This is a genomic window from Roseovarius aestuarii, from assembly GCF_019966515.1.
Taxonomy (GTDB): domain Bacteria; phylum Pseudomonadota; class Alphaproteobacteria; order Rhodobacterales; family Rhodobacteraceae; genus Roseovarius; species Roseovarius aestuarii.
Genome location: NZ_JAIMIB010000039.1, coordinates 1 through 13300, shown reverse-complemented (window position 1 = coordinate 13300; position 13300 = coordinate 1). Strand labels below are relative to the sequence as shown.

11 protein-coding genes are annotated in these 13300 nt (G+C 52.3%); 7 read left to right on the top strand and 4 right to left on the bottom strand.

The annotated features are described in order from the left end of the window. The first annotated feature begins 186 nt into the window (after nucleotides 1-186). Nucleotides 187-840 (top strand): TrmH family RNA methyltransferase, encoded by a 654-nt coding sequence (locus LC334_RS22465; protein ID WP_085800937.1) that lies wholly within the window; start codon nucleotides 187-189, stop codon nucleotides 838-840. A 261-nt stretch (nucleotides 841-1101) separates the two neighbouring features. On the opposite strand, the gene LC334_RS22460 is transcribed toward LC334_RS22465, so the two are convergent. After that, nucleotides 1102-1875 (bottom strand): GntR family transcriptional regulator, encoded by a 774-nt coding sequence (locus LC334_RS22460; RefSeq protein ID WP_085800936.1) that lies wholly within the window; start codon nucleotides 1873-1875, stop codon nucleotides 1102-1104. 127 nt (nucleotides 1876-2002) lie between these two features. On the opposite strand from LC334_RS22460, the gene LC334_RS22455 reads away from it, so the two are divergent. From LC334_RS22455 to LC334_RS22440, 4 genes are all read left to right on the top strand, one after another. Beyond that, entirely contained in the window at nucleotides 2003-3439 is a 1437-nt protein-coding gene (locus tag LC334_RS22455) for an NAD-dependent succinate-semialdehyde dehydrogenase (RefSeq protein WP_085800935.1), read from the top strand. Nucleotides 3440-3486: 47 nt separating this feature from the next. Further along, the gene (gene yihU / locus LC334_RS22450; RefSeq protein ID WP_085800934.1) at nucleotides 3487-4371 is read left to right on the top strand and encodes a sulfolactaldehyde 3-reductase; all 885 of its coding nucleotides are present in this window, start codon (nucleotides 3487-3489) and stop codon (nucleotides 4369-4371) included. Between the two features lie 399 nt (nucleotides 4372-4770). Further along, complete coding sequence (locus tag LC334_RS22445; protein WP_223413130.1) at nucleotides 4771-6732, top strand: DUF3604 domain-containing protein; 1962 nt, start codon at nucleotides 4771-4773, stop codon at nucleotides 6730-6732. A 10-nt stretch (nucleotides 6733-6742) separates the two neighbouring features. Further along, nucleotides 6743-7138 carry a hypothetical protein gene (locus LC334_RS22440; protein ID WP_139836418.1) on the top strand — a complete coding sequence of 132 codons (396 nt, stop codon included), beginning with the start codon at nucleotides 6743-6745 and terminating at the stop codon, nucleotides 7136-7138. A gap of 347 nt (nucleotides 7139-7485) precedes the next feature. Here the strand turns inward: LC334_RS22440 and aqpZ are convergent, their stop codons facing one another. Further along, a complete protein-coding gene (gene aqpZ / locus LC334_RS22435; protein WP_085800931.1) occupies nucleotides 7486-8169 on the bottom strand; it encodes an aquaporin Z in 684 nt (227 codons plus the stop codon). 393 nt (nucleotides 8170-8562) lie between these two features. On the opposite strand from aqpZ, the gene LC334_RS22430 reads away from it, so the two are divergent. After that, nucleotides 8563-9324, top strand: a complete 762-nt coding sequence (locus tag LC334_RS22430) for a hypothetical protein (protein WP_139836417.1) — start codon at nucleotides 8563-8565, stop codon at nucleotides 9322-9324. 651 nt (nucleotides 9325-9975) lie between these two features. Here the strand turns inward: LC334_RS22430 and LC334_RS22425 are convergent. Next, entirely contained in the window at nucleotides 9976-11805 is a 1830-nt protein-coding gene (locus LC334_RS22425) for a BCCT family transporter (protein WP_085800952.1), read from the bottom strand. Between the two features lie 135 nt (nucleotides 11806-11940). On the opposite strand from LC334_RS22425, the gene LC334_RS22420 reads away from it, so the two are divergent. Beyond that, entirely contained in the window at nucleotides 11941-12735 is a 795-nt protein-coding gene (locus LC334_RS22420; protein ID WP_085800927.1) for a helix-turn-helix transcriptional regulator, read from the top strand. 361 nt (nucleotides 12736-13096) lie between these two features. On the opposite strand, the gene LC334_RS22415 is transcribed toward LC334_RS22420, so the two are convergent. Continuing rightward, a partial coding sequence (locus LC334_RS22415; RefSeq protein ID WP_223413129.1) for a hypothetical protein occupies nucleotides 13097-13300 on the bottom strand: 204 nt, incomplete at its 5' end.

Genomic DNA, 13300 nt, shown 5'->3' with positions numbered 1-13300 from the left:
CTTGTCAGATTTGTCAACGCGGGCCATCCCGCCCCGCACAACCCTAACACCTTGGCCCGCATCAAAAAATCTTAGACAAAGCTGCCCTTCGCTGCAGTTGAACCAATGACTGCTGTAGGTTGCTTGGATCGTTTCGGTGTGCTCCACGACTCTTGTTAGTCGACTGTCTCGACGTATAGTGCTGTTATGGAAAACGAAGCACCAAAGAAACAGAAAGCATCGGTTCGAAAGCGCGCCGATGCAATCAAAGATTTTCGATGCAAAAACCTGATTGCAGTTATCGAAGACCCCGTTGACATCAAGAACATCGGAACCGTTATTCGAAATGTAAACGCGCTTGGGGTCGAAAAGGCCTACGTCGTTGATCCGCGCAAAGCTCTACCAGAAGATTGGCAGGATATGCGTGAGCGAAAGTCGTTGTCATCTACGTCTGTTTCAGCAGTGAAATGGACCTTCGTAAAACGGTTCGACAACACCGAAGACTGCATGGATCATCTTGAAACGAAAGGCTTTGTGTCTGTGGTCACATCTCCCCATGTAAAAGGAAAAACTAACGTCTTCCTTCATGAAGGTGACTTCACCAAGCACACGAAACTTGCTGTTTGGTTTGGCAACGAAAAGCGTGGAATTAGTGAAGCTGCGGTCAACCGTAGTGACATGTGCGTCGCGGTACCAATGTTCGGCATGATCGAAAGCCTGAACCTCGGCACAAGTTCAGGCATTGTTCTTTATGAAGTAGCAAAGCAGAGGCGCGAGTATCAAAGTCGGTACAGGCGCTCCAGACACAAAGGTAAGCGTGCAAATCCGCTCCCGACTGTTATGCCACGCGAAGAGGGCTGACGGATGTACATTTCTCCGGGCGCATCAGAAGAGCAGCCTTTCAAAAATCCGCATCATCGGTAGGTTTGGGCTCAGAGCGGTCATCTGAGGTAAAGAGTCGGTCATTTTAGAGCCATATGACCGCAAAGCGGACTTTTCGAACCTCCGCTGCGCTGATGACAAATGTCTGCTTTGAAAATTTCTTTAGCGTCCAATGTACCGATTCAAATCTGTCTGAGTCGCAGAACGTCGCGGACTACTCATCGCTGCGTCCAATTCTTACTAGGGCCGCAATTCTCTGAACTCCATAGGGTCGGCATGCGCAGGGACATAAACTTGCTGAAAGAATAGTGGCTTATCAGATGAAGCAAAACCAAGAATATCGCATATTATGCCGCGAGCGGCGGATGGCAGATCAAGGCGAAGGCTAACAGGATCAGGAAAGGCTGCGCAAACGACGCGATTGTTTGTGCGTACAGTGCCGATACCGAATTCTTGTCGGATGACGGCATGTAAGTGCACACCTTCGAAAGCAGCTGAACCAAGGTCGAGGACAGACCCAAACTGGCGGTCAGACAGGTAAAAGAAATTCATCAGCTTGAATCGGTGATCGACGTCGATCTCACGAGTAATCCTGACATAGAAGTCCTCGTCGCCGAGGAATTCACTCCATGGGCCCCTGGTTTGTATTTTCGCCATTTCAGTGACCTTGCTGTAGACAGGCAAGAGTGTGTCGGTTGCATCGTTTACAAAGCGAAATTGCCAGAGATCAAATATCTCTTCTGTTTTTTCAGCAATCACCGTTCCCGTGCGTGACTTGCGATTGACCACGCCAAGTTCAGACAAGTTTCGCAGCGCCTTTTGAATTGTACCAAGACTAAAGGGCAGCCCTTCGGCTAAGGCCGCTTCTGTTGGCAAGTGGTCGCCTGCCTGAAGAGTACCGTCTTCTAGTAACTCCATGATGGAATCGGCCAAAAGGCGATGCTTGATGCGTGTCTCTGATTTCTCGGAAATACGATTTAGCTTCGTTTTGATTGCTTCAAGGGTAGTGGACATTACCGGGGTTTCCAAACATTCGTAGACTCAATTACTATATAGTAATAGATCATTTTATGTGCATACTATACATTAGATACACGATACTGCACCTGTAACTTGACGCCACTTTGTAGGGATATGCTTCATGGACAAGCGAAAACTGTTTATCGATGGTGAATGGTGCGAAGGCAGCAATGCGCAAACGATCGAGGTGGAAAACCCAGCGACAGGTGAGATCGTGGCATTGGTTTGCTGCGCAGATACTTCTGATTTGGACCGCGCGCTTGTGGCCGCCGAACGTGGGTTTAAAGTTTGGTCCAAGACCTCCCCTTGGGAGCGTTCAAAGATCCTAAGTCGGTGTGCTGCACTAATAGAAGAGCGCATGTTAGAGCTGGCGGTTCTGATGACATTGGAGCAGGGCAAACCTCTTGCGGAGTCGCGCGGAGAGCTTGATCGCACAGTCGATGTTTTTCAGTGGTGTGCGGCTGAGGCTACCCGAACCTATGGTCGCTTGTTGCCACAACGTCAGCCAGGGTATCGCCAAACGACCATCAAAGAACCGGTTGGCCCTGTTGCCGCATTTGCCCCATGGAACTTTCCGGGCGTGATGTTTGGCCGAAAGATTGCTGCTGCTTTGGGTGCTGGCTGTTCGATAATCATCAAACCCTCCGAGGAATCGCCGGGCGTGTCCTCGGGGATTGTCAAAGCCTGCCAGGATGCAGGTGTTCCGGACGGTGCTTTAAACATGGTGATGGGAGATCCAACGATGATCTCGGATTACCTGATCCGCTCGCCGATCATCGCAAAGGTATCTTTGACTGGGTCAGTCGCAGTTGGGCGTAAGCTGAGCAAACTTGCCGGTGAATTGTTGAAACCTGCCACGATGGAACTTGGGGGGCATGCCCCCGTCCTGGTCTTTGGCGATGCGGATGCGGAAAAAGCGGCGGATTTGACCGCTGGTTTTAAATTCCGCAACGCAGGTCAGGTCTGTTTGGGGGTCAGTCGCATCTATGTGCACGATTCCGTTTACCAGAAATTCCTGTCGCGGTTCACCGAGCGGGTGGAGGCGTTGAAGGTCGGCGACGGCATGCTGGACGGCGTGACTATGGGCCCGTTGGCCAATGCACGCGGCGTCCAGAACATGGAACAGATAATGTCAGATGTGCAGGCGCGCAATGGCAAGACTGTAACCGGGGGCAATGGCATTGTAGGCAAGGGCCACTTTTGGCAGCCCACGATTGTCATCGACCTAGAGCACGATTCAACGCTAATGACGCAAGAGCCGTTTGGTCCGATTGCACCGATCGTTCCGTTTTCCACTTATGATGAAGCGTTGAAGCTGGCCAATGGCTTGGACTATGGCCTTGCAGCTTACGCGTTCACACGCTCGCTGGATATCGCAACCAATGTGGCGGACGACCTTGAGGCGGGATGGATCGGTGTGAACAACTTCTCGCCCGCTTTGGCAGAGGCGCCTTTTGGCGGCGTCAAAGATAGTGGCTTTGGCAGCGAAGGTGGGCCGGAAGGGTTTGACGCCTACTGCAAGACCAAATTCGTCAGCCAAGTGAACATGGACGGGTGATCCAGCAAACTATGAAGCAGCGGCAAGAAGAATGATGGGGCGATAAGATGGAAAATATTGGGTTTGTAGGATTAGGCACAATGGGCCTCGCCATGGCCAAAAACCTAATGAAGGGAGGTCATTCAGTCATCGGTTTCGACCTTTCGGGTACGGCAATGAACAATCACGTACTGAACGGTGGGCAGGCCGCGGACTCTCCCGCTGAAGTGGCAGAAAGCGCAGAAATCGTGATTACAATGCTGCCAAACGGAAAAATCGTGCGGCATGCGATTTTTGACGAGGGCGGAATTGCTGAAACGATGCAGACCCGAGCATTGCTCATTGATATGTCAACGATCCACCCCTCTGAGACAGATGGCATTCGCAAAGACCTTGCAGTCAAACAAATAGCAATGGTCGACGCGCCAGTGGGCCGAACCTCGGTTGAGGCCGCGTTGGGAACATCCTTGTTTATGGTCGGGGCGACCAAGGACAATCTTGAAACCGTACGTCCTGTTCTCGAATGCATGGGCGATACGATCATCGACTGTGGTGGGCCGGGGACCGGATCTCGCATGAAGATCGTAAACAACTTGATGACCACCAGTTTGAATGTACTGACCGCGCAAATCCTGACGTTTTCTGATGCAACCGGCCTTGATCGTGACCTTGCCGTAAGCGTGATGAATGGCACGGCAGCCGGACGCGGACACATGAGCACAACCTATCCCGCAAAGGTCTTAAAAGGGGATCTGACGCCTGCGTTTATGATTGATCTGGCGAAAAAGGATCTCGACATTGCCTTGGCGTTGTCAAACGAACTTGGCGTGTCCTTATCGCTCCCGACACAGGCTGAAGCAATCTACGCTGAAGCCCAAGAGGCTGGACGTGGCGGGCAGGACTGGACGGCTATCTTCGATATGCTGCACAGAAATCACTTTCCCGCTGATTGAACCGATATTTTTTAGAACGAAAAAGGACTGCCCATGTCTGATCCAAACGCCTTGATGACACCGCTTGAAATGCACAACGGAGCGCTACGGACACCTATAGACCCGTCGCATTTGGGCACTGCCATTTTGAACAAATCAGGGGAATTCGACGCAGGTACATATCACAGCTTCACACTGACATATGCAGCCGGGCGGTTCGGTGTTGATGACAGTGGCAGCATCCGTGTTGTCTGGCGTTTTGCGACGGACCAGACAAACCCGCAGTTCGATGACCCGAAAGCCGCAGGGTACACTGAGGTTGTGGCCTCTAACAACGCCGTCCTGCAGACCCGTTTCGATCCTAAAGGTAACATCCGACCATGGGATCGGACGCTGCAGATTAAGATTGTCAAAGGCTTCATGAAAGAGGGGGACACGATTACGGTCCGCTTTGGCGTCACAGATCACGGTGGCCCCGGCATGCGCCTGCAAACTTTTTGCGAAAGCCGGTATGAATTCCGTGTGCTAGTCGATCCAATTGCGACCTACAACTTCCAAACGCTGGCCGAACAACCGGCAATCTCAATTGTGCCCGGAGTGCCAGAGGCATGGGTTGCGGTTGTGCCGTCAACAATTGCCAGCGGTGAACCGTTCGCGCTGAAGATCAAAGCCGAGGACACGTGGGGCAACCCGACGAACAAAGCTTCGATGACGCTGACCCCTAAGGCTAATCAGCCCATCGAAAACCTGCCGGACACAATCGATGTTGTGGAAGGGAAATTCACCACGGTTCTTGACGGTTTGATTGCAAAGGACAACGGCCCCTTAGAAATCGCCCTGCATGCACCAGACGGATCGGTTGTAACGAACTGCAATCCGGCTGATGTTGCCGACAACCCACCACGGATGAGCTTTTGGGGCGATCTACATGGCCAATCAGATGAAACCTTGGGCACCAACAGCGCTGCCGATTACTTCACTTTCGGGCGCGACAAGGCGTTCCTCGATGCCTGTGCCCACCAAGGCAATGATTTCCAGATGACAGATGCGTTCTGGAAGGACCTTAACAAGGTTACCGCACATTTCAATCAAGACGGCGAATTCGTTACACTGCCCGGCTATGAATGGTCAGGTAACACGGCGCTCGGCGGTGATCGCAACGTGTTCTTTCCGGTTGAGGGACGCACAATGCGCCGTTCATCCCACGCCTTGATCGAAGACCGAAGCGACGTTGGTACAGATTGTCATACGGCTGGAGAATTGTTTGAGGCCTTCGCCGAGAACAAAGAATGGGACGTCATCTGTTTTGCCCATTGCGGCGGGCGCTATGCTGACATCACCATGGCCCACGATGGCAGGTTCGAAAAATCCGTAGAAGTTCATTCCGCGTGGGGCACATTCGAGTGGATCGTTCAGGATGCCTTCAAGAGCGGATACCGCGTCGGCATCATCGGCAATTCCGATGGTCACAAAGGCCGCCCCGGTGCGAGCTACCCAGGTGCTGGTTGGTTCGGCGCTGTAGGCGGCCTAACATGTTTCTTGATGCCCGAATTGACGCGGGAAGGCTTGATCGACTGTATCAACGCGCGCCACCATTATGCAACGACTGGTGGCCCAAGCGGGCGAGTCCGGATGGATGTCACAGCGACGTTCGATGGCCCCGCGACGCAATACCTTGATGATCCTTTGCTGACCGCTGACTGTGCAAACAAGCCATGCGAGGTGGCGATGATGGGCGACATTGTCCACCTTCCCTCTGGAGATGTTCACCTCAATATGAGTGTGGATGCGGCGTCACCGGTTCGCCGCATCGATATCTTCAACGGTCTGGATCATTTGGTATGCCATCGCCCTTACAGCGAAGAAGACCTTGGCAATCGTATCGGTGTTTTATGGGAAGGAGCAGAATATCGCGGTCGGTTCCGCGCGGTCCCATGGGATGGCACTGCGATTTTTGACAAGGCAACAATTACTTCTGCTGTGCCGGTGAATTTCTTTAATCGTGACAAGACACTTGACCTTAAAGACGGCACAGAATTGGAGTGGCAATCTGTGACAACAGGGAACTTTGCGGGTTTCGTAGCCGATCTGAATGACAGTACTACCGGAGATATCAAGCTCAGCACCACTTTGGTGAATGAGAGCGTCGCATTGGCGGACATCGGGTATGAAGACACCGTGCTGGACGCGTCAGATATCCTGCCACGCGGCATCCGTCTGTTCAGGCTGCCTGATGACAACCCTCACACCTCGGTTCGGATTGAGCGCACGCTGAGTCCGCAGTCAGGAAGGGACAACCCGTTCTACGTGCGAGTCACCTTGGAAGACGGAACACAGGCTTGGTCCAGCCCGATCTATGTTCTGCGCGAAATCATGGCTTAGGGATGACATAGTGAACCTTCCTCCATTTGACTTGATTTTGTTCGTCCCAGCAGCGTTCATTCTGCTGGGCGGCGCGCTTTTCCTAAAGACGCTTCGGTTTAGGACAAGAGCTCAGAAAGTGGACGTGCGTCTTGTTAAAGGAGAAGAGTTTGGTGCCTTGCGTAAGGATGGCCGCATGGCCGTTAGGCTTTCTTATAAATACACCGCCGCAGATGGGCGCGTCATACAGGCCGATCGCATATCCCTGCGGTGGAGCATCCCTACTATAGGTTCCAGACGGACGATGCTTGTCGATCCTGAAAAACCACAGACTCTGCATCGGCAAGGCATTCGCGAATACTTGGTACCGTTAGCTCTCGTGCTAACTGGTACTATCATACTGTTCATGACCGTTGTGAAACTCTGAAAGAGCACGCTGGCTTTGAGGCAATGTAAACCTTTTAGATGCCGAAATCTCTCCTGTTGCCAAGACCGGTTTTCCAATTAAACGGTTAAGCTAGCTGTGATTTTTGACGTTCGAATAGCGGACATTCAGACAGTTTGCGGCATTGGTCATTTTGGGCTCAAACAAGTCAACTCTCGAAAATACTCGGGTTTTGATGCCATTTTCGCGCCTCAATGGCGGCTGTACGGAAAAACCGGACATTTATGTTGTAAATTGTGTCTGAAAGAGATGGACGTTATTTGAGTTTGAATAAACATTGCCGACGTCAAGAAAGGCCCACCCAAAGGTGGGCGAATTATTTTCAACGACTATGCGTCTGCGTCGAACATGCCAGTTTTGAATAGCAAACCTGCTGCGACGGCACCGGTTATTGGCGCCGCTATGAACAACCAAACCTGTGCTATTGCTGTTCCGCCTGCAAATAGTGCAGGACCAACAGACCGTGCTGGATTCACTGAAACGCCTGTCACGTTGATTCCCACCAAATGGATTGCGACGAGCGCAAGCCCAATTGAAAGGCCAGCCATTGATGCTGGTGCGCTTTTGCCTGTCGTACCCAAGATCACAACCATGAACAAGAATGTCGCAACAACTTCGAACACAAAGGCAGAGATCATACTGTATTCGCCAAGATAACCCGTGCCCCAGCCATTCTGACCCAAGCCGTTTTCCGCTACAGAATATTCGGCTTTACCTGACATAATTAGCATAAGAACAAGAGTTGCTGCGATTGCACCTGCAACTTGTGCGATGATGTATTTGATAGCCTCCGACATGTTCATGCGACCCGCCGCCACTGCACCCAATGATACGGCTGGGTTGATGTGGCAGCCCGACACGGGACCAATAGCGTAGGCCATTCCGATCAATGCCAACCCAAATGCAAAGCTGATCCCCGTAAGGCCAATATCTGAACCAGCAATGACGGCCGACCCGCAGCCAAATAGAACCAAGGTAAAGGTGCCCAAAAACTCGGCGACTTGCTTGTTCATTTCCTCGTCCTCTTAGGAGTAAATCATTTCAGATACGTTAGGCATAAACGGGAAGCTAGATAGGGGAAAATACAAATGGCAGCCTCAGAAACGTTCCGCCAGATGTCTAATAAGGGCTCAAAGCAGCCTTGTGGATGTTCTTTAACCGAAGAGCGGCTGCTAGATTTCTGTTGATGACGGCAGGGCAACCCAAAGCGGACATTGTTCGAGCGCCGGGGAGACAGCCCGCTAAATTGCTTGTTGGACTAGAGAGTAACTGTTGCGATTCAGCATTGAGTTACAGTCGCTGCGACGCCTAAGTTGTAGCCTGTCCGAATGAAAGAAGGTCTTCTAAATGTTGGGAACTCTCTCCCTGATCGGGTTGTTTGTCGCCGGAATTTGGCACGCTCCTTTATGGATCCTGATACCTTTCACTGTTTTGAACTCTTTTATTGGCGTTCATTTCCCGTCATGGAAGGCGCAAAGGCTCAAGGCAGATGGCACTTATTGGCGGACACTGATCGGCTCTTCGCCGCTACAGCTCGTGTTTGCCGTGCTAGTTTTTGGCGTTGGTTATGGCATTGGGGTACTATTCGGATGAGGTCAAAAGGTGAGTTTCTCTCACAAGTAGCCGCTGCTACTCTGTGCTTTTCGCTCGGAATGGCGACTGTTGCCTATACTCAGTCGGTTGGCGAAATCATGAAAGATGCAGACCCGCGCAAGTTGGCTATCGTTTTTGCTGGACAGTGTGTTCAAAGTGAAGCTGACATCGACAAGGTCAAGGCTGCCGCAGATCTGCTCGAATACATTCCACTGGATGAACAGGCCATGGTTGCGTTCGGTGCAGCTGAACCGAGCGAAGACCAAATGGGTTGGCTAGTGGGCTCTGGAGATGGTGCCCCATATTTGTTGGGCGTAAACACTGGCGCATTCAATGGGCGGAGCTTTTCGGTCTGTACTGTTTCAAATCCTTACGTCAGCGGTGCACAGGTGGTGGACGCATTTCTCGAAAACGCAGGACAATTGGAGTTAATTTCTGACGAAACGAGATTTGGTCAGCGCCAAAGATTTTGGCGCATAGTCGGTTGGCTCGACGGAGCAATCATCAATTCTGTCGAAGGTACGGTTGAAATGGGAGGTGGAGTAACACTTAGTGTATTGGTACCAAGTAGATAAAACTTCTCTTTCATTGATCTACTATAACGTGACCTGTTTTGCAGCAATGCCAGCCCAGCTAGGTGGCTGACTTTGAAAAGTCCGCTTTCTGCGCGTTGCGGCCATTGGTGGAGACCGCAGCATGAGCGGTGAGGAATTCCGGCCTATGAATGACTGCTTTCGCTATGCTGGGTTGCAGCCCGAGCACTTGCAGCAAATTCACGTTTCCCGACGAAGATAAATGAAACCCACGTCCGCTTTGGGCTGCCTCCAGCCATCTGCCGGAACGCTGACGAATGTCCAGGACAGCGAACAGCCGCCGCATCGCCGCAGGACGGCTCAGAGCCCATTTTACCGAATGCTGCATTCTGCATGAACGGCCGCAACGTGCGTGAAAAAAGTTTTTGGCCTTCCATCGGAGGATCACATTGAGCAGACGTTTCTAGAGCGCAAAAAGTGGGTCGGGATCAAACCATTCCCAACCCACTTAAAGTTGCTGGCTAATTTGTTCCGGCAATCGGATACTTAAACAAATTACTTCCACAGGGACGAGGAAGTGCCTACGCAACCGGCAACCTTATTCTTGATGCAGTAACCACACAGCCTATGTGATGGAGATCATGCAGAGCGCCAGTGTTGAACCTGTCGCCCTGCTGGTCTGATGTCACTGCTTTACTCTGCGGGTTCGGTCTCAAGCTCAGAGGGCTGGTACTTTTCTCGCAGGAAGTCACGGTACATCGCCTTGATCATCGCGATCATCATCAGCCCAAGGATGACGGCAAAGGGCAGTGCGCCAATGATCATCGCGTTTCGGATCGCCTCCATCGGGTTGGTTTCTCCGGCCGCCAGCAACAACGTGCCAAGCACGGCGGTGAGAATGACGCCCCAGACGATGCGGTGTTTGATACCGGTTTCCTGATCCCCGCCAGACATGATCGTGTTCATGACCAGAATGCCCGAGTCGGCCGAGGTGACCAGGAAGGTCAGCACCAGAACAACGCACATGACGTTGAGCATCGACAACAAACCACCATCCAGAATGTAGGACAGGGTGACGAAGAGCTTGTTGGTGTTCGACGCACCTGTGATTGCTCCTTCAGCAACACCACTCAGCTCCAGATCAATCGCGGTGGCACCGAGAATAGTCATCCAGGCGAAGCAGACCAGCGAAGGCGCTACAACACAGCCGATGACAAATTCCCGAATGGTGCGGCCCTTCGAGATACGCGCAAGGAAAAGGCCCACGAACGGTGCATAAGCCACCATCCATGCCCAGTAGAAGGTTGTCCAGCCGGCCTGCCAGGTAAACTGGCGGCCGTTGTTGCCAGCGTCATAGACCGCCGCAAGCGTCGCCTCATCCAGCGCCGCTGCGTCACCTTTCAAATCCGAGACAAAACCATCGTAGCTGCCCCAGGCGTTGGTTGCTCCGGCGAAAAGGTCGCCTGCGAGTGGCTTTGCGGCCTCTGGCAGCGCTGCCGCGAAATCGGCTTCACTCATCGGGGAATAGGCATTGAACGACAGTGAAGCGAACTGAACGACATAATCGACCAGAGCAATCCCGTAGGTTGTCATTGCAAAGGTAAACGACCCGAAGACCACGAAAGTGAGCAGCAGGATCAAGGACAGAACCAGGTTGAGGTTCGACAGGTATTTCACACCTTTTCCAACGCCCGAAACGGCCGACAGGATCGACAGGGTCATGATCAGAACCAGCCCTGCAATTAGGCCCGCACTGCTTGGTGCCGGCGCCTCGCCGCCCAGGTTCATGATCCAGTCCATTCCGGTGATCGCATAAAGACCGTTGATGAACTGGCTGACACCGAAACCGATGGTGACCGAAACCGCGAGGATCGTCGCGACCACACCGAGCGTGTCGATCACGTGCCCGATGATCCCATTCGCGTGGCGGCCGATCAGAGGTGTCAGCGCGCTTCTGATCGTCAGGGGAAGCCCGCGCGTATACGAGCAATATGCCATGGCCAGACCCGCGATGACGAAGACGCCCCAGGTGTGGAAGCCGTAGTGGGCAAAGGTGAAGACATAGGTCGACCGCAGCGCAGCTTCGGAATTGGCCTCGACGTTCTGGGCCAGAATTTCAGGGTTTGATCCCCACAGCCCCAATGGTTCCGCGGTGGCAAAAACCATGAGACCCACACCCAGACCTGCACCGAACATCATGGCGAACCAGGAAAAGTTCGAAAACTCCGGCTTTTCTCCCGGCAACCCCATCACGCGCTTCCCTGTCGAGGGGATTACGGCGATGGCGATGAGGAAGACCGCAAAGAAGCCAAACAGGATAATGTAAAAGGCATTGAAGCTTTCGAGCAGTTGCCATTTGAAACTATTCAGAATGCTGTTCGCGGAGCTGGGCCACAAAAGCGCCCAAAGCACCAGCGCGACCATGATGCACTTGCTGCCGATCGCGATCGGAAGGCTGTAGTTTTCATAAAATCCGGATGGTGATTTCTTAATCACGACATCTGTAAACGGTGGTTTGATCATCTTTGTCCCCATTCGCAACGGTTTGTTCCCGGCGGGGTTTCATCACAAAACGGCGAAGATCCAAATTTCTCGGGGATACACACTTGTAATCACTTGTAATCAGTATAGTGTAAACTCGCGAAGACAGGGGCGCCGATGTCAGAAAATTTTTCAAACAATTTGCGGCGTCTCTGTGCAGAACGCATCAGCATTGCCCAGGTTTGCCGCGAAATTGGGTTCAACCGCCAACAGTTCAACCGCTATCTCAACGGTGGCGGCATGCCCTCGGCGCACAATCTCCGCCGGATAGCCCAGTATTTCGGGATGAACGTCGATACGCTCTTATTGGACGACGATCAGTTTTCCACTGTTTTGAAAACCCTGAACCCCAGCGATAATCACAGATCGCGACATTCCCTGGATTTTATATTCAAAGGTCAGGCCCGACAGCTGCGTCGGTATCTGGGGTTCTACCACGGGCATTTCCAGACCCCGACCTGGGGTGGAGACATCATCCGTACCCTGGTCTGGTTACGTGAAGAGAAAGGCAAAGTCGTAAGCCATACGTTTGAACGCGCCTATAGCAAGGATGGCTCTGTCCGGCAGAGAACACGGCATTTGGGCCTGGTCGCCTACCAGGGGAACCGTATTTATCTGATCGAAAACGCCAATAGCGAAGACAGCTTCATCTCCAGCACAATCATGTTCCCTGCCCATCGCCAGAGGATCAATCTGATCCAAGGGCTGACCATGGGTGTTGCCACACGTCCGCGGCTGATGCCTTATGCGACACCAATAATCTGGAAACGAATTTCCGAGGAAAGATCACCGCGCTGGTGCATCGAGCAGACCGGGATTTTTTCCGAAACGAGTACCGCTATTGATCCTGTCATCCGTAGACGACTGGTCGAGACGGCCTATCCGCATGAGTTTGTTTCTCAGATTGGGTGAGCATCGCAATAAATTTTTGCTTCGGAGTTCGCTCAAATAAGAGGTAATGCATGCCTGAACTCATATCGTCTCCGAACTGAGCGCGATGAACGATTTCTCCCAGACCTGCCGTTCGATTTTGGCGCAACGAAATTATCCGAAGAGCCCAAACTGCAAAATGCTGCGCATGGTAAGAAAGGCTGTTTGTGGGACGAAACCTACCTTTCTTTTTCTAACAGCTTTCAAAAAAAGCGCTCGCAGCATCCGTGCGAACTGTTAGAAAAGGCCTGAAACAGTCATCTTGCGTCATTTTTTTAGTATTTCAACTTAGTATTTGCCGCTGGCTTTCTATGGCCTATTCGTTGGGCAGCGGTAATGTTTCTTATCGCGCAAGCACATCGATAAGCACAGTAGCAAATTTTTCGCCCGCCTCGGCTCTGGTAATTATTTCCATAAGACCGGTGCGACCGGCACGGCGTTCGATACTTGCTACTTCGGCAGCGGCAACGCCGTAGGCGCGGCGAACACCAACTTCGCGATAGGCTTTGCCCCAGTGCCAAGTCCTCTTCGCACTAAGCACGCGCTT

Coding starts and splice junctions, on each gene's coding strand:
- LC334_RS22445 (WP_223413130.1), top strand. CDS start 4,771: ATGAAAGAGGGGGACACGATTACGGTCCGCTTTGGCGTCACAGATCAC.
- LC334_RS22420 (WP_085800927.1), top strand. CDS start 11,941: ATGTCAGAAAATTTTTCAAACAATTTGCGGCGTCTCTGTGCAGAACGC.
- LC334_RS22460 (WP_085800936.1), bottom strand. CDS start 1,875: ATGTCCACTACCCTTGAAGCAATCAAAACGAAGCTAAATCGTATTTCC.
- yihU (WP_085800934.1), top strand. CDS start 3,487: ATGGAAAATATTGGGTTTGTAGGATTAGGCACAATGGGCCTCGCCATG.
- LC334_RS22455 (WP_085800935.1), top strand. CDS start 2,003: ATGGACAAGCGAAAACTGTTTATCGATGGTGAATGGTGCGAAGGCAGC.
- LC334_RS22465 (WP_085800937.1), top strand. CDS start 187: ATGGAAAACGAAGCACCAAAGAAACAGAAAGCATCGGTTCGAAAGCGC.
- LC334_RS22430 (WP_139836417.1), top strand. CDS start 8,563: ATGGATCCTGATACCTTTCACTGTTTTGAACTCTTTTATTGGCGTTCA.
- aqpZ (WP_085800931.1), bottom strand. CDS start 8,169: ATGAACAAGCAAGTCGCCGAGTTTTTGGGCACCTTTACCTTGGTTCTA.
- LC334_RS22425 (WP_085800952.1), bottom strand. CDS start 11,805: ATGATCAAACCACCGTTTACAGATGTCGTGATTAAGAAATCACCATCC.